Source organism: Dyella sp. AtDHG13 (assembly GCF_003201105.1).
GTDB lineage: Bacteria > Pseudomonadota > Gammaproteobacteria > Xanthomonadales > Rhodanobacteraceae > Dyella > Dyella jiangningensis_B.
Genome location: NZ_QICJ01000004.1, coordinates 154,180 through 177,470 on the forward strand (window position 1 = coordinate 154,180; position 23,291 = coordinate 177,470).

At 67.3% G+C, this 23,291-nt stretch carries 22 protein-coding genes; 12 read left to right on the forward strand and 10 right to left on the reverse strand.

What is annotated here, in order from left to right; genetic code table 11:
* Positions 1 to 3: 3 nt before the first annotated feature.
* From BDW41_RS09135 to BDW41_RS09150, 4 genes are all read right to left on the reverse strand, one after another.
* Complete coding sequence (locus BDW41_RS09135; RefSeq protein ID WP_074548102.1) at positions 4 to 957, reverse strand: fimbrial protein; 954 nt, start codon at positions 955 to 957, stop codon at positions 4 to 6.
* On the reverse strand, positions 954 to 3,722 hold the full coding sequence (locus tag BDW41_RS09140; protein ID WP_074548104.1) for a fimbria/pilus outer membrane usher protein: 2,769 nt from the start codon (positions 3,720 to 3,722) through the stop codon (positions 954 to 956). Before BDW41_RS09140 ends, BDW41_RS09135 begins: the two co-directional genes overlap by 4 nt.
* On the reverse strand, positions 3,719 to 4,459 hold the full coding sequence (locus tag BDW41_RS09145) for a molecular chaperone (protein WP_074548106.1): 741 nt from the start codon (positions 4,457 to 4,459) through the stop codon (positions 3,719 to 3,721). The genes BDW41_RS09140 and BDW41_RS09145 overlap by 4 nt, the downstream gene beginning before the upstream one ends.
* An 84-nt stretch (positions 4,460 to 4,543) precedes the next feature.
* Positions 4,544 to 5,071 carry a fimbrial protein gene (locus tag BDW41_RS09150; RefSeq protein ID WP_074548108.1) on the reverse strand — a complete coding sequence of 176 codons (528 nt, stop codon included), beginning with the start codon at positions 5,069 to 5,071 and terminating at the stop codon, positions 4,544 to 4,546.
* 471 nt (positions 5,072 to 5,542) lie between these two features.
* On the opposite strand from BDW41_RS09150, the gene BDW41_RS09155 reads away from it, so the two are divergent.
* From BDW41_RS09155 to BDW41_RS09185, 7 genes are all read left to right on the forward strand, one after another.
* Positions 5,543 to 6,166, forward strand: coding sequence for a hypothetical protein (locus BDW41_RS09155; RefSeq protein WP_083337622.1), 624 nt, complete (start codon positions 5,543 to 5,545; stop codon positions 6,164 to 6,166).
* Complete coding sequence (locus BDW41_RS09160) at positions 6,163 to 6,393, forward strand: helix-turn-helix transcriptional regulator (RefSeq protein ID WP_199535311.1); 231 nt, start codon at positions 6,163 to 6,165, stop codon at positions 6,391 to 6,393. Before BDW41_RS09155 ends, BDW41_RS09160 begins: the two co-directional genes overlap by 4 nt.
* Positions 6,394 to 6,405: 12 nt before the next feature.
* A complete protein-coding gene (locus tag BDW41_RS09165) occupies positions 6,406 to 7,983 on the forward strand; it encodes an alpha/beta hydrolase (RefSeq protein ID WP_074548110.1) in 1,578 nt (525 codons plus the stop codon).
* Positions 7,980 to 8,714 (forward strand): ATP-binding cassette domain-containing protein, encoded by a 735-nt coding sequence (locus BDW41_RS09170; protein WP_074548112.1) that lies wholly within the window; start codon positions 7,980 to 7,982, stop codon positions 8,712 to 8,714. The genes BDW41_RS09165 and BDW41_RS09170 overlap by 4 nt, the downstream gene beginning before the upstream one ends.
* A complete protein-coding gene (locus BDW41_RS09175) occupies positions 8,711 to 9,919 on the forward strand; it encodes an ABC transporter permease (RefSeq protein ID WP_074548114.1) in 1,209 nt (402 codons plus the stop codon). The genes BDW41_RS09170 and BDW41_RS09175 overlap by 4 nt, the downstream gene beginning before the upstream one ends.
* Before the next feature lie 614 nt (positions 9,920 to 10,533).
* Positions 10,534 to 12,237, forward strand: coding sequence for a Zn-dependent hydrolase (locus BDW41_RS09180; RefSeq protein ID WP_074548116.1), 1,704 nt, complete (start codon positions 10,534 to 10,536; stop codon positions 12,235 to 12,237).
* Between the two features lie 103 nt (positions 12,238 to 12,340).
* Positions 12,341 to 12,841 carry a DUF6491 family protein gene (locus tag BDW41_RS09185; RefSeq protein WP_074548118.1) on the forward strand — a complete coding sequence of 167 codons (501 nt, stop codon included), beginning with the start codon at positions 12,341 to 12,343 and terminating at the stop codon, positions 12,839 to 12,841.
* Between the two features lie 6 nt (positions 12,842 to 12,847).
* Here BDW41_RS09185 and BDW41_RS09190 read toward each other — a convergent pair whose 3' ends face one another.
* The 4 genes from BDW41_RS09190 to hemH form a co-directional block, all read right to left on the reverse strand.
* On the reverse strand, positions 12,848 to 14,719 hold the full coding sequence (locus BDW41_RS09190) for an aspartyl protease family protein (protein WP_074548120.1): 1,872 nt from the start codon (positions 14,717 to 14,719) through the stop codon (positions 12,848 to 12,850).
* 72 nt (positions 14,720 to 14,791) lie between these two features.
* Complete coding sequence (locus BDW41_RS09195) at positions 14,792 to 15,589, reverse strand: AraC family transcriptional regulator (protein ID WP_074548122.1); 798 nt, start codon at positions 15,587 to 15,589, stop codon at positions 14,792 to 14,794.
* A 66-nt stretch (positions 15,590 to 15,655) separates the two neighbouring features.
* The gene (locus tag BDW41_RS09200; RefSeq protein ID WP_074548124.1) at positions 15,656 to 16,513 is read right to left on the reverse strand and encodes an alpha/beta hydrolase; all 858 of its coding nucleotides are present in this window, start codon (positions 16,511 to 16,513) and stop codon (positions 15,656 to 15,658) included.
* Complete coding sequence (gene hemH, locus BDW41_RS09205) at positions 16,510 to 17,574, reverse strand: ferrochelatase (RefSeq protein WP_074548126.1); 1,065 nt, start codon at positions 17,572 to 17,574, stop codon at positions 16,510 to 16,512. The genes BDW41_RS09200 and hemH overlap by 4 nt, the downstream gene beginning before the upstream one ends.
* Positions 17,575 to 17,682: 108 nt before the next feature.
* Between hemH and BDW41_RS09210 the strand changes: the two genes are divergently transcribed.
* The 5 genes from BDW41_RS09210 (at position 17,683) to BDW41_RS09230 (ending at position 20,271) form a co-directional block, all read left to right on the forward strand.
* Positions 17,683 to 18,372 carry a lipid-binding SYLF domain-containing protein gene (locus BDW41_RS09210; protein WP_074548128.1) on the forward strand — a complete coding sequence of 230 codons (690 nt, stop codon included), beginning with the start codon at positions 17,683 to 17,685 and terminating at the stop codon, positions 18,370 to 18,372.
* 66 nt (positions 18,373 to 18,438) lie between these two features.
* Complete coding sequence (gene tatA, locus BDW41_RS09215) at positions 18,439 to 18,666, forward strand: Sec-independent protein translocase subunit TatA (RefSeq protein ID WP_074548129.1); 228 nt, start codon at positions 18,439 to 18,441, stop codon at positions 18,664 to 18,666.
* A 15-nt stretch (positions 18,667 to 18,681) separates the two neighbouring features.
* The gene (tatB, locus tag BDW41_RS09220; protein WP_074548131.1) at positions 18,682 to 19,047 is read left to right on the forward strand and encodes a Sec-independent protein translocase protein TatB; all 366 of its coding nucleotides are present in this window, start codon (positions 18,682 to 18,684) and stop codon (positions 19,045 to 19,047) included.
* Entirely contained in the window at positions 19,034 to 19,798 is a 765-nt protein-coding gene (gene tatC, locus BDW41_RS09225) for a twin-arginine translocase subunit TatC (RefSeq protein WP_074548133.1), read from the forward strand. The genes tatB and tatC overlap by 14 nt, the downstream gene beginning before the upstream one ends.
* Positions 19,795 to 20,271 (forward strand): cupin domain-containing protein, encoded by a 477-nt coding sequence (locus BDW41_RS09230; protein WP_074548135.1) that lies wholly within the window; start codon positions 19,795 to 19,797, stop codon positions 20,269 to 20,271. The genes tatC and BDW41_RS09230 overlap by 4 nt, the downstream gene beginning before the upstream one ends.
* Before the next feature lie 257 nt (positions 20,272 to 20,528).
* On the opposite strand, the gene BDW41_RS09235 is transcribed toward BDW41_RS09230, so the two are convergent.
* Positions 20,529 to 21,899, reverse strand: coding sequence for a S41 family peptidase (locus BDW41_RS09235; protein WP_074548137.1), 1,371 nt, complete (start codon positions 21,897 to 21,899; stop codon positions 20,529 to 20,531).
* Positions 21,900 to 22,037: 138 nt separating this feature from the next.
* A complete protein-coding gene (locus BDW41_RS09240; RefSeq protein ID WP_074548139.1) occupies positions 22,038 to 23,252 on the reverse strand; it encodes a peptidoglycan DD-metalloendopeptidase family protein in 1,215 nt (404 codons plus the stop codon).
* Between the last annotated feature and the right edge of the window lie 39 nt (positions 23,253 to 23,291).

Here is a 23,291-nt window from a genome sequence, read left to right on the forward strand (position 1 = left end):
GGGCTAGGGGTAGCTGATGGTGAAGGTGGCCGTCGCGGAAACCGTGCCCGCGGTGGTGCTGTTGGCCAGGGCGTAATACTGCGCGTAATAGGTGAGGTTGTACGCACCCGTAGGCGTCGTACCCACGGTGACCGGCGTGCCCAGCGACACGGCCTTGAACGAGCTGTCGATGAGCTGCACGCCGACGTTGCCGGCAGAGCCGGTGGAAGTGAGCACGCCCGTGGTACCCGGCGGCACGGCGCGGGAGGCGTCGATCTCGATGGCCATGGTCTGGCCGGACGCGGCGGCGCTGCAGGTCAGGCCGATGGTGAACGCGGTGGCGCCCGACACGGCGCCGGTGCTGGTCAGCGAACGGGTCGACACGGTGGGCAGGGTCACCGCGATGCTCGGCGTGGCGACGGTGCACGTGGGCGCCACGAACTTCACGTTGTTGCTGAGGACGAAATCTTCGGTGCGCAGCGTGTTGCGGGAGCCCTGGTACTGCCAGTAGCCCAGCGTGCCCGAAGACAGCGTGGAGCCCGCCGTGATCGGGCCCGTCTTGACCAGCTGCACCGCCGAACCCACCGACAGCGTGTACGTGCCCGAGCCGATGCTGTCGTAGCCCCAGGGCGGCAGGATGTAGTTCGTATCCGGATGCAGGATCTGATAACCCACGCCGGCCACGCCGGTCGGGAAAATGGTCGAGCTACCGACCGGCTGGCCACCCACCAGATTGATCACGCCCACGTTGGTGGTGTTGTTGCAGGTCACTTGCGACGTATTGGGGCTGGGATTGCCCGGCGACGACGTGGCGAGCACCGTACCCACCGGTGAGGTCGGATCGATGGTGATGGTGGCGGGCAAGGTCATGTTCACCGTCTCCTTGCCGCCCGACAACGAACACGAAGCGAACGCGGAGAGCGGCAGCAGGGACAGCGCCAGCAGCAGAAGTACGGCAGTGATGCGGACAGGGCTCATGGAGCATTTCCGATGGAGGCGACCGGCGTGCAGGTGGCATCGACAGTTTGCAGGTTGGTGGTCGTCGCGTCCTTCTTGTCGACCGGCTTGAGCGTGTAGGAGAAGCCACAGCGCATGGCCGAGCTGTCCTCGAGCTTCCACTGCACGTTGAGGCGGCCCTCGTCCTTGGCGCCGCGCACCAGCGCGCGACCGCCCTGGCCGACCAGGCCGACCGACTGGTTCTTCTCGTCCACGATCTCCGCGCCGAACGGAATGGTCTTGCCGTCCGACTGGCGGATGCGCAGCAGCACCGTGCGGCCGTATTCCGTCTTGAACTTCACCATCACCACCGAGCCGGCGTGCGGCGCGACCTGGGCGCTGGTGGCATCCAGCTGCACGGTCAGCGGCAGGCCCTTCGGGTCGATCTGCACGGTGTTGAGTCCGTACGGCGTCATGTACGGGATGAGCGCATAGCCGAAGCGGTCGATGCGCACGCCCGACGCGTTGAGCACGCGTGCGCCAGCAGCATCCTTGGCCTCGACCACGGCCACGGTGTCGCCCATCGGCAGGCCGAAGGTGACGCCACCGGGGTGCACCACCACTGCGCCGGCCAGGCCCAGCGATGCCTGCGAGTAGCCCTTGCCGGCGCCGACACTGCCGTTGATCTGCGCGAACGGGCTGCGATAACCGGCGTAGACCGTGCCCGCGTTGCCAGCGCTGTTGCCATCGCCCGCGCCATTGTCGTGCGAGGCGGTGGCGCCGTAGCTGAACTGGTTGTCCACGCCCAGCGTACCGTTGATGGTGGCCTGGTCCAGCGTGTGGCCGGTGCTGTCGTGCGTGACATTGGCGCCGAAGTTCGGCGCGTGCATGGCGCTGCCCAGCGGCAGCGTGAAGCTGGCGAACACCTGGTTGCTCGCGCGCGAGAACGCATCGCGCGTGCGCGTGGCCGAGATGGTGTAGCTCAGACGGTGGAAGGTATTGTTGTAGCCGGCCTGGAACTGCACGTCAGTGCCGTTGCGGTTCCAGTAATCGATGGCCGAGCCGGTGACGAATACCGTGCCGCCATGATCGCCCAGGCGCTGGTTCAGGCTGATGTCGAAACGGCTGCGCTGGCGGTCGAGCTGGCTGGTGTAGGTGCTGAAGTTGCCCTGGTTGCCCTGCAGCGCGCGGATCTGATCCGGCGTCAGCAGGTTGGTCGTGTTGACGCCGTCGATCGTGGTCTGCGTGGTCGGGTCGATGTAACGATAGCCGTTGGCGATGTCGCGCAGGGTCATCGCATCGCGCAGGCCAAGGTAGCCGCTGGTGGAATAGCGGTAGGTGGCGACGGTCAGCGACGTGTTGGTGTCCGGCAGGATCTTGCTGTAGCTCAGGCGCACGCTCTGGCCGTTCTGGCTTGATTGGCCGGGGATCTGCGTGCGCGCGTCGGTCAGGTCGACGGCAAACGCACCGTACTTCGTGTTGAGCGCCGAGCCGATCTGCACGGCCGCGTAGCCGTTCGCGCCCACCACGCCGGCATAACCGGTAATCAGGTTGGTGAGGCCGCGCTGCAGGGTGGCTTCGACCAGCGCTGGATGCGCATGGATCGAGGCGTCGTGCAGTTCGCCGGCGGCGATGGAGAAACGCATCACGCCCGGACGCAGCAGCTGCGGCACCGATGCATAGGGCACCGCGAAGGAGCGCACGCGACCATCGGCCTCCGTGACGGTCACGGCCAGGTCGCCGCCGTAACCGGTGGCATAGAGGTCGCTGATGGTGAACGGACCCGGCGCCACCGTGGTTTCGTACAGCACCACGCCGTTCTGGCGAACCGTGACCTTGGCATTGGTTTCGGCCACGCCGCGCACCGTCGGCGCGTAGCCGCGCATCGAGTCGGGCAGCATGCGGTCATCGGTGGCCAGTTGCACGCCGCGGATGCTCACCGCGTCGAACAGGTCGCCGCTGGTGTACGAATCGCCGATGGTCAGCTGCGAGCGCAGCGACGGAATGTCGCGACGCAGGTAGGTGTCGATGTTCTGCCAGTGCGTGGTCGAGCGCGTGCCGGCCGCGCCGGACTGCATCACCACGGTGGAATCGTTGCGCAGCTGCCAGCCGGCAAGGTTGATGCCGGCGTTCAAGCCCAGGAATGAGGAGGTCTGCGTGACGCCGTTGCTGTGGTTGCGGTAGCTGTTGAAGTTGTAGTTGAGCAGCGCGGCGTTCACGCCGCGATCCCAGTTCTCAGGACTCACGTAGCCGCGCGCATGCGTGCCCAGCCATGCCTGCGGAATGCTCACGTCCAGGCGAAGGTTCGGCTGGTCGAAGGTCATCGTGGCGGAGGGAATGAGGTCGCCGATGACCAGGCAGCTGCCGGCGTCGTTGGTCAATCTGGCCTGCTGTTCCGCGCTGAGCTTCTGCAGTGGCAGGCCGAACTGCGCGTACATCGCCTTGGTCAGGCAGGGCACGGCCGGTGCGTTCGGCGTAGGCGAGGCGAAGCGCACGTCGCCGCGGCCCACCCAGGCGTTGTTGACGAAGATGTCGGTGCGGTACACGCCCGGCATCACCACGTTGCCGCGCTCGAAGCGCGAAAGATCGTCGGTGTTGTTGCCTGCGCCGGAAAGCAGGCTGCGGTCGAAGTTGGCGTCGACCGCGGCCGAGGCGTCGGCCCCGGAGGCGGCGGCCGCCGCGGCATGGGCGGGGGCGTAGGCACCGAACAGCGCGCCGGCGATGGCCACGCACAGCACGGCGCGGGCGCCCACGGAACGTCCGTGGGTGCTCGCGTGCTGGTGGTGGCGGGCGCGCGGGTTCGTCACGGCGACACCGTGCCCTTGTAGCTGTCGCCAGCGCCGTAGTCATTGATGGCCGAGTACGAGACCTGGCTGCCGGCGGCCGGCTTCTGGTTGCCATGCAGCGGCAGGCGCAGATCAGACAGCGGCGCGACCATGCCGAGCTCGGCGCCGATGTTGTTGCCGCCGCTGGCGACGGACAGTTCGGAGATCGTCACGTAGTAGGGCGTCGGGTTGTGCGCCTGGAGCGCAAAGCCCTGGCCGTCGGCCACGATCTTCCAGGTAAGCGAGCCCGGCGCCTTGAGCGGATCGCCCTGCAGGCCGGCGGGACGGTAGAACAGCTTCAGGCGCGAGCGCAGGGCCAGCTGCAGCAGGTTCTGGCCTTCCGCCTGCGGGCCGGTGGGCTTGGGCGGCACTTCGAGCACGTTGAGCCAGAACAGCGATTCCCGGTCGGCCGGAAGCTGCTCGTGGGTGAAGACGATGCGCAGGCTCTGTTCCTTCTTCGGCTCCATGCGGAACAGCGGAGGCGTGATCAGGAACGGCACGTCGACCGACTCGGGCGTGGAATGCACGTCGCCACGGTCGATCCACGATTCCACCAGCACGGGGTGGTCGTTGTCGTTGGTGAGGCGGACGGTGACTTCGCCGTCCTTCGCGGGAAACACCACGCGGGTGCCGCCGATCAACACGTTGGCCTGAGCCTGGGGAGCGCTGAGGCAAAGGGCCAGCAGGCCCGCGCCGACTGCGCAGACAAACTTCCTCATGGGGACAACCTCGATGGGAGCAGGGCCGCTGATGTCGTCAGCGGGAATGCGCCGGAGCCAGGCGGCTCCGGCGCGTGTCGCGACTTACTGGTAGAGCATCGTGAACTGGACGCTGGTGCTCACCGTACCGGCGCCGGCGGCGGCGGTGGCGAAGTACTGGGCGTAGTAGTTCAGCGTGCCGGCGCCGCTGGCCAGGGAGATCTGGGCCGAGTTCTGCGCGCCGTTGGCACCGTTGAGCTTGATCGTGGAGAAGTCGCTGTTGAGCAACTGCACTTCCACGCCGGTCGCGGTGCCGGAGGAGTTCTTCAGGTTGCCGTCGGCCATCACGGTCGGGCCCGGCTCGAAGAACGTGGTGGCCTTGGTGAGGGAGCCGCAGCCGGTCAGGGCGATGGCGAACGGGGTGCGGCCGGCGACGGCGGCCGCGGCGTTCAGCGAGGTGGTCGACACGGTCGGCAGGGTCACGTTGATCGTGGCCGGGCTGGCGCCGCCGTTGATCTGGCAGGTGGAGGCGTTGATGTTGCCGGTGATGTTGATGGTGCCGTCCACCGCGGAAGCGGTGCCGGCCACGGCCACGCCGGCGATCAGCGCGGCAGAGAGAAGCAGCTTGTTCATACGATGTCCTTTGTCAGACGTAATGGATAAAACCAACGACTTGTGCGCTTCCGGACCAAATGGGACATCGCCCCCCCGATTGCGCTGTTTTGGCTCCCGGGTCGGCTTCGTCTGGCCGGCGCCGGTGGCTTACCCGGCACTAAGCAACCCCCATGCCAACCCGAGCGGCTCCGTCGAAATGGCGATGCGACTCAGAAATGAGAGGTAATCGTTAAAATTTAGTAATGGGCAGGTGAGCCGCAGAGGGTCACTTCCGGCTGTCCTGAAGGTGGGCAATGTGCAAATTGCGTCACATTTTAGGAATGTTCCTACGCTCGGATTTCTCAAGTTTCACGACAGCCCGGCCGATACCCTTGCCCGTGTAAAGGGTGCTTGACACCTTTTGTGGGCGCGATTAGCCTTGCTGTCAAGGTAACTTGACATGTGGCGGGGAGGCGGCATGGAACGTGGAGCCAAGATGGGGAGCGCCCCGTGAGCGCGGCCAACGGGTCCAACCTGGGCGCACGCCTTTCACAGATGGAGCTGTGGCCTGCCTGGGCGCGCTGGGGCGCGCTCACCGTTGCCTATGGCCTGCTGGCGGCCAGCTTCTGGCTGATGATCCGGGACGGGCAGCTGATGAAGCTGCTGGGGCTGGCGGTGTTCGCCGTGGGGCTTCCCTTCCTGGTCTACCTGGGCCGCGCCGTCGGCCGCGAACGCTGCCGCGCCGCGGATCGCCGCTACGTGCGCGAATTCATGCCGGCCATGCTCGTCTACATGGTGGTGATGCTCTACGCGTGGCCGCTGCAGAAGGGCATGGCGCCCGGCGCGCTCAAGACGGCCCTGGTGTTGTCGCCCATGCTGCCGATCGGCTGGGTGATCGTGGCGTGCATTCGCCATGTGCTGGCCAGTGACGAGCTGGAGCGCCGCCAGCATCTGGAGGCCATCGCCATCAGCGCATCGGTCGTCGGCGTGGTGAGCATGGCGCTGGGGTTCCTCGGCGCGGCGAAGATCTTCGTGCTGGACGGCACCTTCGTGCTGCTCTTCGTGTACCCGGCCCTCTGCCTGGTTTATGGCGCCGTGCGCGGTTACCTGGTCTGGCGCGCCCGCCGCGAATGAACAACCGTATCCGTGAACTGCGTGGCGATCATGGCTGGTCGCAGGCGGACCTTGCCGAACGCCTGGACGTATCGCGCCAGACGGTGAACGCCATCGAGACGGGCAAGTACGATCCAAGCCTGCCGCTGGCGTTCAAGATCGCCCGGCTGTTCGGTCTGTCCATCGAATCGATCTTCGAGCCGGAGCCGCCCACCGCGCCTTCGGTATCGAGACACCCAATGGAGTGAGGGAGAGCACTCATGGCAATCAAGGGCCGAACGGCCTTCCGCATAGGCGTGGTGGTCGTCGCACTGGCGGTACTGGGGTGGAAGCATTTCCATCCGCCGTCCATCGACACCGACAGCACCGCCGACACCGCGGCCACATCCACCGCCAGGCCCGCCGCACCGGCCCAGCCGCAGACGTGGAAACTCGGCGCGTTGACGCTGGCGCCGTGCGAACTGGGCCAGCCCAACAGCGGTCTGTCCACCGCGGCGTGGTGCGCGCCGTTCGAGGTGCCGGAGAACCGCGACGATCCACACAGCCGCAAGATCCGCCTCAAGCTGGCCGTGATCCGCAGCAGCGCGCAGGTCGCCAGCAAGGACATGCTGGTGATGCTGGCCGGTGGCCCGGGGCAGGCCGCCACCGAATCGTGGCCCGGCGTGTCGACCGCGCTGCAGCCGCTCACCGCGCATCGCCATGTGGTGTTGCTGGACCAGCGTGGCACGGGCGGTTCCAACCCGCTCACCTGCAAGGACGAAGGCGAAGGCACCGAAGGCGGCACCGAAGACATCGACGCCAGCCCCGAGCGCCAGAAGCGGGAAACCGAGCGCTGCCTGAAACAGCTCCAGGACAAGGCCGACCCGCGCTACTACACCACCACCATCGCCGCGCAGGACCTGGAAGACGTGCGCAAGGCGCTGGGTTCGCCGACGTTCGACCTGGTCGGCGTGTCCTACGGCACGCGCATGGCGCAGCAGTATGCGATGCATTACCCCGCCGCCGTGCGCAGCCTGGTGCTGGACGGCGTGGTGCCGAACGAGCTGGTGCTGGGCCAGGACTTTGCGCGCAACCTCGATGACGCCCTGAAGGCGCAGTTCGCGCAATGCACCGCGAACGAGGCGTGCCGCAAGCGCTTCGGCGATCCCTACCAGACGCTTTACCAGTTGCGCGACGCCTTGCGCGCCAACCCGCACAAGGTCAGCTTCCGCGATCCGCAGACCTACCAGAGCGTGCAGCGCACCTTGAGCGAATACTCGCTGGCCAGCGTGGTGCGCATGTTCGCATACTCGCCGCTGACGGCCGCGCTGCTGCCGCTGTCCATCGATGCGGCGGCGCACGGTGACGTCGGCCCGCTGCTGGGGCAGGCCAAGCTGCTGTCGGGCGATCTTTCGGACACCATGAACGGCGGCATGCAGCTGTCCGTGATCTGCAGCGAGGACGCGGACCTGCTGGTACCGGCTGACGCGGACGTGCACACCATCCTGGGCACGCGCATGGTCGACACCTTGCGCAACACCTGCGCGGTGTGGCCCAAGGGCACGCGCCCGGCGGACTTCCACCAGCCGCTGAAAACCGACACGCCTACGCTGCTGTTCTCCGGCCAGCTCGATCCCGTCACGCCGCCGCGCTACGGCGACGAGGTGGCGAAGAACCTGTCCAATGCGCGCCACCTGGTGCTCACCGGCCAGGGCCACAACGTGATCAACACCGGCTGCGCGCCGCAGGTGGTCAAGCACTTCATCGAGGATCTTTCCCCGAAGACGCTGGACGCCACCTGCCTGAAGCGCGTGCAGGCCACGCCCACGTTCATCGATTTCAACGGAGCCACGCCATGATCGAGGTGAAGGATCTGCACAAGGCGTTCGGCACCGTGAAAGCCGTGGACGGCGTCAGCTTCACCGCGCGCGACGGGGAGATCACCGGCCTGCTGGGCCCCAACGGCGCCGGCAAGACCACCACGCTGCGCATGCTCTACACGCTGATGAAACCCGACCGCGGGCAGGTGCTGGTGGACGGCATCGACGCCGCGGAGGACGCGCTCGCCGTGCGGCGCCAACTCGGCGTGCTGCCGGATGCGCGCGGCCTGTACAAGCGCCTCACCGCGCGCGAGAACATCGACTACTTCGCGCGCCTGCACGGCCTGCCCGAAGATGTGATCGCCGAGCGGCGCGAGGCGCTGGTGAAGGCACTGGAGATGGAAGACATCGGCGATCGCCGCACCGAGGGCTTCTCGCAGGGCCAGCGCGTAAAGACGGCCATTGCGCGCGCGCTCATCCACGATCCGCGCAACGTCATCCTCGACGAGCCCACCAACGGCCTCGACGTGATGGCGACGCGCGCGCTGCGCCAGTTCATGCAGCACCTGAAGCACGAGGGGCGCTGCGTGCTGTTCTCCAGCCACATCATGCAGGAGGTGGCCGCGCTGTGCGATCGCATCGTGGTCATCGCCAACGGCCGCGTCGTCGCCGATGAGTCGCCGCAGGCGCTGCGCGAGCAGACGGGCGAATCGAACCTCGAGGACGCCTTCGTCAAGATCATCGGCAGCGAAGAGGGGCTCGCCGCATGAACGCCCGCACCGCCGCTCCCATCGCCCGCGCGCACGCTTTCGTCACCGTCTTCCTCAAGGAGGTGAAGGAAAACCTGCGCGACCGCCGCACCATCATCAGCGCCTTCCTCACCGGCCCGCTGCTCGGCCCGCTGATCCTGGTGATGATGCTCAACATCACGCTCAACCGGCAGTTCGACAAGGCGGAAAATCCCTTGCCCGTGCCGGTGATCGGCGCGGAGAACGCACCCAACCTGATCAACGCGCTGAAAGCCGAAGGCATCGTGCCCAGGCCGGCCATCGCCGATCCGGAACTGGCCGTACGCAAGCAGGACGCGGACGTCGTGCTGCGCATTTCGCCCGACTACGCCACCGCATGGCGCAAGGGCGAAGCCGTGCAGGTGGAGCTGATCTACGACTCCTCGCAGCGCGACGCCAACGCCTCGGTGGAGCGCGTGTCGCAGGTGGTGGAAACCTACGCGCGCCAGCAAGGCGCCATGCGGCTGGTATCGCGCGGGCTCTCGCCCAGCACGGCGTGGCCGGTGCAGGCCGCCCGGCGCGACCAGGCCACGGCGCAGGCGCGCGCGGCGCTGGTGTTCTCGATCCTGCCGTACTTCTTCGTGCTCACCGTGTTCATGGGCGGCATGTATCTGGCCATCGACCTCACGGCGGGCGAACGCGAGCGCCAGTCGCTGGAGCCGCTGTTCGCCAATCCAGTGCCGCGCTGGAAGATCCTCGCCGGCAAGCTGGCGGCCATCTGCACGTTCGCGGCCGCGAGCCTGCTGATCAGCCTGCTGGCTTTCAGCGTGGTGGGGCGTTTCATTCCCACCGAGAAACTCGGCATGGAGCTGGATCTCGGTCCGCGCTTCGGCGGGCAGGTGCTGCTGCTGATGGTGCCGCTGATCGCGTTGCTGGCCGCGCTGCAGTCGATGGTGGCGGCCTTCGCCAAGAGCTATCGCGAAGCGCAGACCTATCTGTCGCTGCTGATGTTCGTGCCGGTGCTGCCGAGCATCCTGCTCTCCACCATGCCCATCAAGGCACAGGACTGGATGTATGCGGTGCCGCTGCTCGGGCAGCACCTGGGCATCATGCAGTTGCTGCGTGGGGATGGGGTGACGGCGCAGCAGTTGGGGTTGTGTCTGGTTGGGAGTCTGGTGGCGGCGTTGGTGGGGGTGTTGGCGACGGCGCGGTTGTATCAGTCGGAGAGGTTGGCGATTTCGGGGTGAGGTGTCTTGCCGCCTCACTTGCCTCATTACCTCAAAGTAACCCGTCACCCCTGCAAGGGCAGGGATCCAGTGACTCAAAAGAACCGTCATCCCGGCGTAGGCCGGACAAGCGCGAAGCGCGCAGAACGCCCGTAGGGCGGCCCCGAAGGGGCGAGCGAAGCGAGTCATCCAGTGACTTTTTGCTCGGTTGTCGCGTGGAGTTTGGTCGGCTCTTTTTTGGCGTTTCCGCAACCTGGCCGCCTCCGCGGCGGGCGTTCCGACCTCCTGCCGGAGGCCGGGTCACTTTCTCTTGCTTGCCCAAGAGAAAGTAACCAAAGAGAAGGGCCCCCCGGAATCGGCGCCTATCGGGCTGAAGCCCGATAGGTCCGCGGCCGGGTTGCGGGGTTTGTCGACAGGGCATCCTGCCCTGACGCCAAACTGGCCGGCATCCATGCCGGCCACCCTTCGGGCTGTTCCTCCACCCGCCCGCCGCCTCATACGGGGACCCGGAAGATCAAGAGCCCAAAGTCAAAAGCCGACGGCTCGTGCCGCTGCGCGGCACATCGCGCCGTGGCTGCAAGCCAACGTCTCTGCTCGTCGCGCTACCATCATGTTTTTCATCCCGAGAAACTCCTATGCGCCGCCATCTCCTCGCCCTGAGCCTTATCGCCATCCTGGCCGGCTGCAGTTCTCACGACAGCAGCGCGCCCACTCAGCAGGCCGAAGCACCTGCGCCGGCCAGCACTGCGCCCGCGATGGCGCCGCCGTCCACGGATGCGGAGATTGCCGAGCAGCGCATGGCTAATGTCGCATCGGTCAAGCTCACGGCGGATCTGTCGAGTTTCGATGACCAGCAGAAGCGGATGATCGCGTTGCTGATCGAAGCGGCGGATGTCACCAACGACATCTACTGGCAGCAGTCGTGGGGCGACAAGGCGGCGTTGATGGCGCGGATTCCCGATGACGTGACGCGTCGCTTCGCTGAGATCAACTACGGCCCGTGGGATCGCCTGGATAACGACCAGCCGTTCGTGGCCGGCGTGGGGCCGCGCCCGGCGGGTGCGCAGTTCTATCCGGCGGACATGAGCAAGGACGAGTTCGACAAGGCTGAGCTCAAGGACAAGACCGGCCTCTATACGCTGCTGCGTCGCGATGCGCAGGGCAAGCTGGTGACGGTGCCTTATCACGAGGCGTACAAGGCGGATCTGGAGCGTGCCGCTGGCCTGCTGCGGCAGGCGGCGGATCTTTCGGCGGACAAGGAGTTCGCCGGCTACCTGAAGAAGCGCGCCGATGCCTTGCTCAGTGACGATTACCGCTCCAGCGATTTCGCCTGGATGTCGATGAAGAACAACCCGGTCGACATCGTGATCGGTCCCATCGAGACCTATGAGGACCAGCTGTTCGGCTACAAGGCCAGCTACGAGAGCTACGTGCTGGTGAAGGATCAGGCGTGGAGCACCAAGCTTGCGCGTTTCGCCAAGTACCTGCCGGAACTGCAGCGCGAGCTGCCGGTGGACGACAAGTACAAGGCCGAGAAGCCGGGTTCGGATGCGGACCTCAACGCCTATTTCGCCGTGTATTACGCGGGCGATGCCAACGTCGGCGCCAAGACCATCGCGATCAATCTTCCCAACGACGAAGAGGTGCAGCTGAAGAAGGGCACGCGCCGCCTGCAGCTGGAAAACGTGATGCAGGCGAAGTTCGACAAGATCATGCTGCCCATCGCGAAGGAGCTGATCGCGGACGACCAGCAGTCGCACCTCACCTTCGACGCGTTCTTCGAGAACACCATGTTCCACGAGGTGGCGCATGGCCTGGGCATCAAGAACACGCTCGACGGCAAGGGCATGGTGCGCACGGCGCTGAAGGACCAGGCGTCCAGTTTCGAGGAGGGCAAGGCCGACATCCTGGGGCTCTACATGGTGACCAAGCTGGCTGGCAGGGGCGAGCTGGACAAGGCGAAGCTGATGGACAATTACGTCACCTTCCTCGCCGGCATCCTGCGTTCCGTGCGCTTCGGCGCCAGCGACGCGCACGCCACGGCCAACATGGTGCGCTTCAACTTCTTCCAGCAGCAGGGTGCGTTCACGCGTGACGCCGCCACCGGTCGCTATCGCGTGGACTTCGACAAGATGACCGCCGCGATGAATGCGCTCTCCGCCAAGTTGCTCACCATCCAGGGCGATGGCGACTACGCCGCCGCCAAGCAGCTCACTGACAGCATGGGCAACGTCGATGCCACGCTCGCCGGCGACCTCAAGCGGCTGGACCGGGCGAAGATCCCGGTGGACATCACCTTCGAGCAGGGTCTGGAGACGCTGGGCCTGGCCAAGCCGTGATCCTTGCGGCGGCACATGAAGGAATCTTCACGCGCCGCCGATTGATCCTGGGCGACAGGGCTTGTAGAACGAAAACCTGTCCATCGTCCCAGGGAGCGTCGTCATGAAGATACGCAAGGGTAAGGTGTGGGGTCTGGCCTGCGTGGCCTGGCTGGTCGCAGGCAGTGCCGCCGTGGCAGGTCCGCAGAAGGATGCTCAGGCCGCCGAACGCGATGCCTACATCAAGTCGGCCGGCCATGCGGTGGATGGCATCGCCGACACGGCCACGGTCACCAGCGTGGATCCGCTCGGCGATCATCGCATCGCGGTGTATACCGTGGACGGTTCGCACAAGGACATCTGGCTGGTCACCACCGACGATGCGTGTCCGCAGCCGGTGCTCTCCGGTAACCGCATCGTCTCGGTGGAGGCGGGCGCCACACACGACTGCAGCTCCGTCGCCATCCATACGGTGGACCAGCGCAACCTCAGCGGCCGCCTGCGCATCGTGCAGCAGCAGGCCAAGAATGCGCCGGGCACGGCTTATCAGGAAGAACCGGTGACGCTGCGCTGGGCCACCATGTTCCGCACCCGCGACATGACCGACGGCGGCCGCACCCGCTAACCCGTTTCAACGCGGCGCGACATCGCGCATCGTCATGGTGATGTCGCGCCCGTCCGCCAGGGTCAGCGTCAGCGGCGTGCCTTCGGGCAGATGGCTGCTCAGGTCGCGCAGCTGGCCAAAGCTCAGCGCGCGGGCCGGCTTGCCATTGGCCGCCACGATGGCGTCGCCCTGCTTGAGGCCTGCCTTCTGCGCGGGGCTGTCGGGCATCACGTTGATGACGTTGAAGCGGTCGGGGCGATCCTGGTTCTTCTCGGCGCGGAAGCCTGCCATGCCGTAGTTCCATTCGGGTGTGCTCGCGCGCGGCATCAGCACCATCTGCTGGCGGCGGTAATCAAAGTGCACGTTGAAGCGCGACAGGATGTCCTGGCCGATATTGCCCGCTTCGCTCGGGTTGCCGGTGGCGCCGGCGTCGGCGCGAGTGAGCATGGCCACTACGTTGTCCATGGTCTGCGTGCCTAGCGTGAAGCTGCTTGCGTGCGCAACGTGCGCGGTGAACAGGCCGCCCACGCCGCCGGTGGGAATCGGCAAGCCCGCTTCGTAGTGCCTGGCGATGCCGTTGCGTTCGGCCCACTGCGGAAAGGTGAGCACGTAGCCGGCGTTGCCGGTGTCGATGCCGAACATGCCGGTATGGCCGTCCTGCTGGGCTTGCGCCAGCGGCATGTCGTCGGTGAAGCGTAGCGTTATCGCGTCACCCTTCGCGGCGGGCGGTGCCTCGCCCTGGTCGTAGGGTTGGAGCCGCAGGCGGTGATGGTCGTAGTCGAAGGTGATCGCAAAACGCTCGAACATCTCCAGGCCGAGAATGCCGGCGATGGGCGTGTCGTTGCCGCGCTCATAGAAACCGAAGGGATAGGGCAGCACCGTGAAGGTGAGGTCGCGCACGTGCGCGTTGCCCAGCGCGGTGTCGTGCACCTTCGTGTATGACGTGCTCATGGTGCCGGAGCCCGAGCCGCCGCTCACGCCCTGGCCCTGCGTCCGGTAACCCATCTGCTTGGCGGCGTCGCTGGTGAGGATGGCGTGGCCGCCGGTATCCAGGATGAAGGGCATCGGCGGTCGCCCGTCGATGCTCACATCGACCATCACGATGCCGCCTTCCACACGCATGGGCGTCGTCGCTTCGCGCGCGCCATTCGCCATGGTCACGTCACGCACCTTGCCGTCGGGGCGTTGCAACGCCGCGGCGGGAACGCTGGACCACAGCCGGTACTGCTCGACGGTGTCCACGGCTTCGCCGTCGCTGTTGCCGGCAAGATTGGCGCGGGAGTTGGCGACGCGGAAGGGCAGCTGCAGCCCGTCCACGTTGCGGTAGTCGCCGTAGCGCTCGGTGGCGACAAGGAACGAGGTGGCGTAGACCGCGCGATCCAGGCGATGCGTGGATGCATCGATCCACAAGGTGACGGTGCGGCCGCCCACCGGCGTGGCATCCAGGCGCTGGAAGCTGCGGCCCTGCTCCTGCGCGTCGGGCAGGCGGCGATAGCGCGCCTGGTCCCGCGGGTCGAGATAGCCGAAGCGGTGCAGCCAGCTCTCCGTGGCGGCCACGGTGCGCGCCTCGTCCGAATCGAGCGGATGCACCATGCCGGTGATGTCCTCGCGCCACTGGCCTTGGCCGTCGATGCCCTGGGCAGAGCCGAACATCTCATTGCGCGTGCGCGACAGGTACTGGCCACTGTGCAGGTCCACGGCGAATTGCCAGGGGCCCTTGAGCCCGTCGCTGTCTTCCGTGCCGCTGGCCTGCAGGCCGGCCACTTCGTTCCAGCGTGCGCCGCCGGCCGCCTGGCGCAGGCTGTCCAGCACGGCGGCGCTGTCGCCGGAAGCGGCAAGCGCCGGGCTCAGGGCGCCGACGAGCAGCAGGCCAAGCAGGGGACGGGCGCGGTTCGGCATGGGGACACTCCGTGGTCGGGTGGCGTCATGGTCCGCCAGCCGTCGCAACCGGTCTAGGACGCGCGTTGCGAATCAGGACGCGTTTTGCAGCCTGTGCCGGTAGTCACGCGGCGTCTCGCCGGTCATGCGGCGGAACACGCGGGCAAAGTGGCTCTGGTCGTGGAAGCCCGCCATGGCGGCGACGTCGGCGATGGAGTGGCGTTCTTCCGCCAGCGCCTTGCGCGCCAGCGCGATGCGTAGCCCGCGCTGGTACTCGCCCACCGACGTGCCCTGCGCACGCTGGAAACTGCGCGCCAGGTGGGAGGGATGCACGCCGGCCAGCGCCGCCAGTTCGTGCAGTGAGGGCGTGGCGAGCGGATCGTCGTGCAGGCGATCGAGCACGCGTTGCAGCCATGCCGGGCGGCGCTCGCCGTCGGCGCGGCACGCCGACGCCACCAGTTCGAGCACGGCCGCATGCAGTGCGAGTGCGGCGGCATCGTCCGTGGCGCACAGTTCGCGTTCGATACGGGCGAACAGGCGGTCGGCTTCGGGCAGTCGCAGTTGCCGGTGTTCGCCTAGCAGACGCGACACGCCATCGTTGGACGCGTCGCCGAGAAAGATGCTGATGCAGCGCGCACCCGATGGGCCAAAGCGATTGGCATGGCGATGGCCTTGCGGATGCGCAAGCAGCAGGCCGGGCTGGCAATCCACGTCGCTGCCGCTCGACTGTTGCGTGTAGCGGCCGGCGGCGACCAGGCACAGGTAGGCTTCGTCGTGCTCGTGCCACGGCAAGGCGCTGCCGCCCGCATACGGCGTTGCGGAAATCTGCAGGCCGGCGAGCTGCCGCAGTTGCGCGGGCTGGCCGTAGTTGGCGCGCTGTAGATGCTGCATGGCGATGAGTCTAGGCCGCCTGCGCGCCAGGGCATGTGCCGTCGGTCAGGCCATCCCGCGCGCGGCTCAGGCGGCGCGGCCGTCCAGGTGCGCGTTCGCCCAGGCCGCCACGGCGTCGGGGTGTTCCAGTTGCAGATGGTGGCCGCCTTCCAAGTGCGTCACCGCGATGTCGCCGACGCAGGCGGCGCGCTCGCGCATGCGCATGCCGGGCAGGTAGGGCGTGTCCGGCTGCGCGAGCAGCAGCGCCGTGGGCGCCTCGATGCCGCGCAGCAGATCGCGCACCTGCGCTTCCGCCAGGCGCACGGCCGACGGGCGATTGACCCGCGCATCGCTGCGCCAGTGCCAGCCGTGGTCGGTCTTGCGCAGGCCGCGCTCCACGATGGGGCGCGCCTGTTCGGCGGGCAGGCCGCTGGCCAGCGTGCGGGCGCTGATGGCCATGTCGATGGAGGGGAACGCGCGCAACGAGCGCCCGGTGGCCGTGCTCGCCATGGCGTCGCGGAAATGGCGCAGTGTGTGGTGGGCGTCGTCCGCGATCGGGCCCAGGCCTTCGATCAGCAGCAGGCGATCGATGCGATCGGGCTTGGCGGCGGCCACCAGCGAGGCGATGCCGGCGCCCAGCGAGTGGCCCATCAGGTGCAGCCGCTCGAAGCCCAGCGCATCGATGGCGTCGAGCACGGCGCGCACATAGTCCACGAAGTGGTAGGCCATGCCCGGAGGCAGATGATCGGAATGGCCGTGGCCGGGCAGCTCCAGCGCAATCACCTGCCAGCGCGAAGCCAGCAGCGGCGCGAGCCGCGCGAAACTCCACGCGTTGTCTAGCCAGCCATGCAAGGCCAGCAGCGGCGGCGCGGCCTCGTCGCCCCACACCTGCGCGCTCAGGCGCAGATGCGGCAGGCGCACGTCGCGTTCGACCGGAGCGCTCACAGGCTGGCACCGGTGCGCGGCGCGAATTCCTTCCAGCCGCCGGCGTGGCGCATCACCAGTGCGGCGAGGCTGTCGACCTGCGCGGGCGTGTCGTTCAAGGCCGGGATGTAGCGCAGCTCATCGCCGCCGGCTTCGCGGAAGAAGTCGCGGTTCTGCATGGCGATTTCTTCCAGTGTCTCCAGGCAGTCCACGGCAAAGCCGGGGCAGGCCACGTCCAGCGTCTTCACTCCGTTGGCCGCCAGCTCGCGCACCGTGGCGTCGGTATACGGCTGCAGCCACTGCTCGCGTCCCACGCGGGACTGGAAGCTCATCAGCAGCTGCGACTCGTCCAGTTGCAGCCGTTGGCGCAATGCGCGCGCCGTGGCTTGGCATTGCTCGAAATAGGGATCGCCCTCGCGCACGTAGCGCTGCGGAATGCCATGGAAGGAGAGCAGCAGCTTCTCGCCGCGCCCGTGCGTTGACCACCACTGCTCGATGCTGCGCGCGAGCGCGTCGATGTGCGCCGGGTCGTCGTGGTAATCGTTGATCAGGCGCAATTCGGGCGGCCAGCGCAGCGAGCGCATCGCCTCGGCCACGGCGTCGATCACCGAGCCGGTGGAGGTGGCGGAGTATTGTGGATACAACGGCAGCACCAGCAGGCGGCGCACGCCTTCGCGCTGCAGGCGCTCAATCTGCGACGGTACGGAGGGCTGCCCATAGCGCATCGCCAGCGCCACGCGGACGGGCTCGTTGCATGCCTCCGACAGCTTCTCCTGCAGGCGCGCCGCGAGCGCTTCGCTGCCCACGCGCAGCGGCGAGCCCTGCGGCGTCCAGATGCGCTGGTACGCGTGCGCGGAGCGCGCCGGCCGCACGCGCAGGATGACGCCGTGCAGGATCAGCCACCACAGCCAGCGCGGATAATCGATCACGCGCGGATCGCCCAGGAACTCGGCGAGATAGGGACGAACGGCACTGGCGGTGGGCGCTTCCGGTGTGCCGAGGTTCACCAAGAGCACTGCAGCCTGAACGGGCTGGTCACGGGATGGACCGGCAACGCCGGTATAGTCATGGCTGCGTGGCATCGTGGCGCTGACGGTGAGAACCGCTGCGCAGTCTGCCACAAGCCTTCGGCCTCGCCGTGGCGAGGATCGCCGCAGGCCGCCGCACCGAATATCTGCACAGGAGTCGTCATGATCAAAACGTCGCTGCATCGCCTGCTGCTCGCCGCCCTGGTCCTGCTGATGCCGGCCATGGCCGCTCACGCGGAGGATCCGCCGCTGGTGCGCGCCCAGAACGCCGTGCGCGTGTTGAACGACATCATGGAAGCGCCGGACAAGTCGATCCCGACCGACCTGCTCAAGCAGGCCAAGGCCATCGCCGTGATCCCTGACCTGCTCAAGGTGGGCTTCGTGTTCGGCGGCCGCCGCGGCGAGGGCCTGATCTCGGTCAAGGGCGCGGACGGCACCTGGTCCAATCCCAGCTTCATCACCATGACCGGCGGCAGCGTGGGCTTCCAGGCCGGCGCCTCGTCCACCGACGTGATCCTGGTGTTCCGCACCGACCGCGGCGTGGATCAGATCGTCAACGGCAAATTCACGCTGGGCGCGGACGCCGCCGCCGCGGCCGGCCCGGTGGGCCGCACCGCCCAGGCCTCCACCGACAGCGACTTCAAGGCCGAGATCTACTCCTATTCCCGCTCGCGCGGCCTGTTCGCCGGCGTGGCCCTGGACGGCTCGGCCCTGCGCATCGACTACGACGCCAACGAGGCTATCTACGGCAAGGGCATCACCCCGCGCCGCATCTTCGAGGGCGGCGTGAGCAATGTTCCGTCACAGGTGGTCGATTTCAGGGATCGCCTTGAGGAGTACACTCAGCGATGATGTGGAGCGGCGGCGCGGCAGCGTGACGGTTTCGTTCCGCCGCTTTCCTTCCTGAGGTCCCTTTTCATGAGCATTACCCATCTACTCATCCTGCTGGTCGTGGTCGTGCTGATCTTCGGCACCAAGAAGCTGCGCAACATCGGTTCCGACCTGGGCGGCGCCGTGCGCGACTTCAAGAAGGGCCTGGACGGCGACGAAGCCGCCAAGCCCGGCGACCCCAACGAGCGCCTGCGCGCCGATCCGCCGCCGGCCAGCACGCAGAACCAGAGCCAGCACGAAACCGAACAGAAGTAAGCCGGAAGGCTGGCGATGATCGAGATCAGCTTCGGCAAGCTGGTATTGCTCGCGCTTATCGCGCTGATCGTGCTCGGCCCGGAAAAGCTGCCGCACGCCGCGCGCACCGCGGGCGTGTTCATGCGCCGCATCCGCACCGGCTGGGACAGCGTGCGCGCGGAGGTGGAGCGCGAGCTGCAGGTGGAGGAGATCCGCCGCCAGGCCAAGGAGGCCGCCGCGCGAGCCGAGGCCGCGCAGGCCGACCTGGACGAAACCCTGCGCAAGATGCGTCCGTCCGGCGTGCCGTCGAGCCCGGCCCCGCCGGCCGCCGAGCCGTCGCCGGAAACCGCTGTCGCCACCGACGCCACCCCGACCAAGGATGTCCCGCATGGCGGCGCCTGAACTCGACGGCCCCGAGGACGACCTCGAGCAGGGCCTGTTTTCGCATCTGATCGAGCTGCGCTCGCGCCTGATGCGCGCCATCGTTACCGTGCTGATCGTGCTTGGCGCGCTGATTCCCTTCGCCAACCGCCTGTACGCGGAGCTGGCCGCGCCGCTGGTGTCGCGCCTGCCGCAAGGCGCGCACCTGATCGCCACCGAGGTGGCCAGCCCGTTCGTGACGCCGCTGAAGCTGGCGTTCTACACGGCGCTGTTCATCAGCATGCCGATGATCGTCTACCAGCTGTGGGCCTTCGTGAGCCCCGGCCTGTACCGCAACGAGAAGCGCCTCGCCCGCCCGCTGCTGGTGGCCGCGCTGTTCCTGTTCTACCTGGGCTGCGCCTTCGCCTATTTCCTGGTGCTGCCGGCGGCGTTCCGCTTCCTCACGGCGGTGACGCCGGAGGGCGTGGAGATGATGACCGACATCACGCACTACCTGGATTTCGTGGTGCTGATGTTCTTCGCCTTCGGGCTGTGCTTCGAGGTGCCGGTGGCGGTGGTGATCCTCGCCGCGGTCGGCATCGTGAACCTGCAGCAGCTGCGTGACGCGCGCCGCTACGCCATCGTCGGCGCGTTCGCCATCGCCGCCTTCATCACGCCGCCCGACATCACCTCGATGATCATGCTGGCCATTCCCATGTGCCTGCTCTACGAGCTGGGCCTGCTGGCGGTGCGCTGGCTGCTGCATCCGGCCAAGACGGAGAAGACGGCGTGAGCGACACGGCCGCCCGCATCGAGGAGCTGAAAACCTCGCTGCGGTTGCAGCCCCACGTCGAAGGCGGGCATTACCACCGCTTCCATCCACCCAAGGGCTCGGACAGCGACGGCGTGCGCCACGCGATGAGCGCCATCCACTACCTGCTCGAAGCGGATGAATGCAGCAGCTGGCATCGCGTGGATGCCGAGGAAGTGTGGCACTTCGTGGAAGGCGAGCCGCTGGAGCTGCTGATCTACAACCCGGTGAGCAAATGGCTGGACCGCTGCACGCTCGGCCCGTTGCGGGATGGCAAGCAGGCAGTGGCCGTGGTGCCCGCCGGCGCATGGCAGGCGGCGCGGCCGCTGGGCGCCTATGCGCTGGCCACCTGCGTGGTGGCGCCGGGGTTCCAGTACGACGGGTTCGAGTTGCTCAAGCCGGATGATCCGCTGGCGGGGCATCTGGCGGGGTTGGTGCCGGAGATTGGATTCTAGTTAGGCCGCGCGCCGCTTTTAAGCTCCCTCTCCCCTCCGGGGAGAGGGCTGGGGTGAGGGGCCAATCTAGCCTCACCATGTGGGTTGATACGGTCACCCTCTCTGCGTTTGGATCACGGCGAAGATGAAACGGTGGGACGAGCACCTGCCCCTCACCCCAACCCTCTCCCCGGAGGGGAGAGGGAGCTAAGTCTTGGCACGCCGCAGTGGGCCGCGTCAGCCAACTTCAGCTCCGCTGGCTTCAACACCAACAGAAATCAATGCTTCGTCGGCGCCGCCGTCGGCGAGCCATACGTCGAGCGATTGAGCGCCAGCCCCTTCAGCACATTCAACGCCTGCGACAAGGCGTAATCCTGCGTGGCGAGTTTGGCGTTCTCCGCGCTGCCGTCGTTGTCGATGTCCTTGCCGAGCTTGGTGCCGTCCTCGTTGGCGAGGTGGTTGGGCAGGTCGGCTTCGGAGCTGATCAGGCTGGGCGCGCTGTCGGCCTTGTTCACCGCGAGGTCGGCGAGCGCGATGTCGGGCTTGATGCCCTCGGCCTGGATGGAGGTGCCGTTGGGCGTGTAGTAGCGGGCGGTGGTGATCTTCACGGCGTGGTCGTTGTCCAGCGGCAGCACGGTCTGCACCACGCCCTTGCCGAAGGTGCGGCGGCCGACGATCAGGGCGCGGTGGTTGTCCTTCAGCGCTCCGGAGACGATTTCCGCCGCCGATGCCGTGCCGTTGTCCACCAGCACTACCATCGGCGCGCCGTTGAGCAGGTCGCCGGCGTGGGCTTCGAAGCTGAGGTTGGAATCCTGCAGGCGGCCGCGCGTGGTGACGATGGTGCCGCTGCTGAGGAAGTCGTCGCTCACGCCGACGGCGGCGGTGAGCAGGCCGCCGGGGTTGGAGCGCAGGTCGAGGATGGCGCCCTTCTGCGGGCCGTTCTTGCGGATCAGTTCGCCGAGCTTCTTTTCCAGGTCGGGCGCGGTGTCGTCCTGGAACTGGCTGATGCGGATATACGCATAGCCGGGTTCGAGTTCGCGCGTCTTCACGCTGGTGACGGAGATCTTCTCGCGCACCAGCGGCATGTCGATGGGCTTGTCGCTCTTCTCGTGCAGGATGGTCAGCGTGACCTTGCTGCCGGGGTCGCCGCGCAGCGCCTTGAACATGTCGTCGATGTTCTCCGGCTCCACCGTCTTGCCGTCGATCTTCACGATGGTGTCGCCCGGCTTGATGCCGGCGCGCGAGGCGGGCGTGTCGTCGATGGGGGCGATGATGCGCAGCGTGCCGTCCACCTGCAGCACTTCGATGCCCAGGCCGCCGTACTGGCCGGTGGTGTCCTCGTTGAGTTCGGCCAAGCCGTCCTTGTCCAGGTATTCGCTGTGCGGGTCCAGGCCGCTGAGCATGCCGCTGATGGCGGCCTTCATCAGGGTCTTGTTGTCCACCGGCTCCACATAGGCCTGGCGCACGATCTCGTAGACGCGGCTGAAGTTGCGCACGTCGTCGAGGTCTACTTGGTCGGGCGCGGACGAGGCTGAGGCTGGCGCGGCGGTGGCCGTCTTGGCGTCATGGTGGATGACCGGCGCGGTCTGCGCCTGTGCCAACGGCGCCGCCAGCAGCAGGACGGCCAGGCTCAAGGGGGAAAGCCGCATGAATGGGGGACTCCGGTAAAGCTTGTGGGGGCGAGGCCGGCGGCGGGCCGAATGGCCGTTGGACCGCCGGATGTCACCGAAATTCAATGTGCTACGAAGATTAGCCTGCGACGCCGCGTAGCCGGCGTCAATGTCGGATCAGCCCTTTTTTCCCAGCCATGTGCGGGGGTCCACAGGCTGGTTGTTCTGGCGCAGCTCGAAATAGACGCCGGTGTTGACCCCGGTGGGCGCGCTGGCCGTGCCGACGGCTTCGCCCGCGCTCACCTGGTCGCCCACGCCGTGCAGGATGGTCTCGTTGTTGCCGTACATGCTCATCCAGCCGCCGCCGTGGCTGACGATGACCAGCATGCCGTAGCCGCGCAGGAAGGCCGCATAGACCACCCGCCCCGCCGACACGGCGCGCACCTCGCTGCCGCCCGGCGCCTTGATCAGCACGCCGTTGCCGTAAGTATTCACGACGCCGGAGGCGGGCCAGGGCAGATTGCCGCGGATGTTGGCCAGGCCCTTTCCGGCCGGCGGGGCGGCCTTGCCCTCGTTGGCCTTGGCCGCGCGCTCGGCCGCGCGGGCGGCTTCGTCGATGGCCTTCTGCAGCGTGGCCACCAGCGAGTTCAGCGAGGCCTCGTTCTGCTTCAGCGCGGCCAGCTTGCTGGCCTGGTCCTTGTACTGGGCGTCGGTGTCGGCCACCAGCTTGGCCTGGGCGGCGCGCTGCTGTTCCAGCGCCTTGGCCTGCGTGGCGCGTTCGGCGCGGGCCGCCTGCAGGGCCTGCTGCTGGGCGGTGATCTGGGTTTCCAGATCCTGCAGGCGGGCCAGGTCGCCCATCAGCTTCTGCACGCGGGCGACGCGGTCTTCCTGGAAATACTTGGAATAGGCCAGCGCCTGGGCGATGCGGGCGACATCGTCGTCGCCCATCAGCAGGCGCAGGTCCGATCCCCGGCCCAGGGCATAGGTGGCGCGCAGCAGGTCGGCGATGGCGGCGCGCTGTCCTTCCAGATTCTTCTGCAACTCGGTGCGCTGGGCCTCCAGCTCGCCCAGCTCCTTCTGCTTGGCGGCCAGCTGGGCGTCGGTCTCGCGCACGGCCTTGGCCGCGCCCGCCACCGCATTGGCCTGCTTGGCCAGTTCGGCGGTGGCGCTGTCGCGCCTGGCGGCGGTTTCGGCCTGTTCCTTGGCGAGCGCTTCCATCTTGCTGCGCACGTCGGAGAGCTTCTTCTGGGCCTCGGCCTGCTCGGCCTTTTCGGACTTGGCCTTGCTGTCCTGCATGGCGCGGGCCGGCGGGGCAGCGGCGCCCAGGGCAAGGATGAGGACGCCGGTGACGGCGCAGGCGAGGGGGCGGGCACGACGGACTGGTATGGGCATCGCCCGATTATCACAGAGCGCCGCGACGGCGCGCGAGCC

Bases quoted from the DNA above. Each gene is read 5' to 3' on its own strand.
- BDW41_RS09135 (WP_074548102.1), bottom strand. From the start codon at position 957: ATGAGCCCTGTCCGCATCACTGCCGTACTTCTGCTGCTGGCGCTGTCC.
- BDW41_RS09145 (WP_074548106.1), bottom strand. From the start codon at position 4,459: ATGAGGAAGTTTGTCTGCGCAGTCGGCGCGGGCCTGCTGGCCCTTTGC.
- BDW41_RS09150 (WP_074548108.1), bottom strand. From the start codon at position 5,071: ATGAACAAGCTGCTTCTCTCTGCCGCGCTGATCGCCGGCGTGGCCGTG.
- BDW41_RS09160 (WP_199535311.1), top strand. From the start codon at position 6,163: ATGAACAACCGTATCCGTGAACTGCGTGGCGATCATGGCTGGTCGCAG.
- BDW41_RS09165 (WP_074548110.1), top strand. From the start codon at position 6,406: ATGGCAATCAAGGGCCGAACGGCCTTCCGCATAGGCGTGGTGGTCGTC.
- BDW41_RS09170 (WP_074548112.1), top strand. From the start codon at position 7,980: ATGATCGAGGTGAAGGATCTGCACAAGGCGTTCGGCACCGTGAAAGCC.
- BDW41_RS09175 (WP_074548114.1), top strand. From the start codon at position 8,711: ATGAACGCCCGCACCGCCGCTCCCATCGCCCGCGCGCACGCTTTCGTC.
- BDW41_RS09180 (WP_074548116.1), top strand. From the start codon at position 10,534: ATGCGCCGCCATCTCCTCGCCCTGAGCCTTATCGCCATCCTGGCCGGC.
- BDW41_RS09185 (WP_074548118.1), top strand. From the start codon at position 12,341: ATGAAGATACGCAAGGGTAAGGTGTGGGGTCTGGCCTGCGTGGCCTGG.
- BDW41_RS09190 (WP_074548120.1), bottom strand. From the start codon at position 14,719: ATGCCGAACCGCGCCCGTCCCCTGCTTGGCCTGCTGCTCGTCGGCGCC.
- BDW41_RS09195 (WP_074548122.1), bottom strand. From the start codon at position 15,589: ATGCAGCATCTACAGCGCGCCAACTACGGCCAGCCCGCGCAACTGCGG.
- hemH (WP_074548126.1), bottom strand. From the start codon at position 17,574: ATGCCACGCAGCCATGACTATACCGGCGTTGCCGGTCCATCCCGTGAC.
- BDW41_RS09210 (WP_074548128.1), top strand. From the start codon at position 17,683: ATGATCAAAACGTCGCTGCATCGCCTGCTGCTCGCCGCCCTGGTCCTG.
- tatA (WP_074548129.1), top strand. From the start codon at position 18,439: ATGAGCATTACCCATCTACTCATCCTGCTGGTCGTGGTCGTGCTGATC.
- tatB (WP_074548131.1), top strand. From the start codon at position 18,682: ATGATCGAGATCAGCTTCGGCAAGCTGGTATTGCTCGCGCTTATCGCG.
- tatC (WP_074548133.1), top strand. From the start codon at position 19,034: ATGGCGGCGCCTGAACTCGACGGCCCCGAGGACGACCTCGAGCAGGGC.
- BDW41_RS09235 (WP_074548137.1), bottom strand. From the start codon at position 21,899: ATGCGGCTTTCCCCCTTGAGCCTGGCCGTCCTGCTGCTGGCGGCGCCG.
- BDW41_RS09240 (WP_074548139.1), bottom strand. From the start codon at position 23,252: ATGCCCATACCAGTCCGTCGTGCCCGCCCCCTCGCCTGCGCCGTCACC.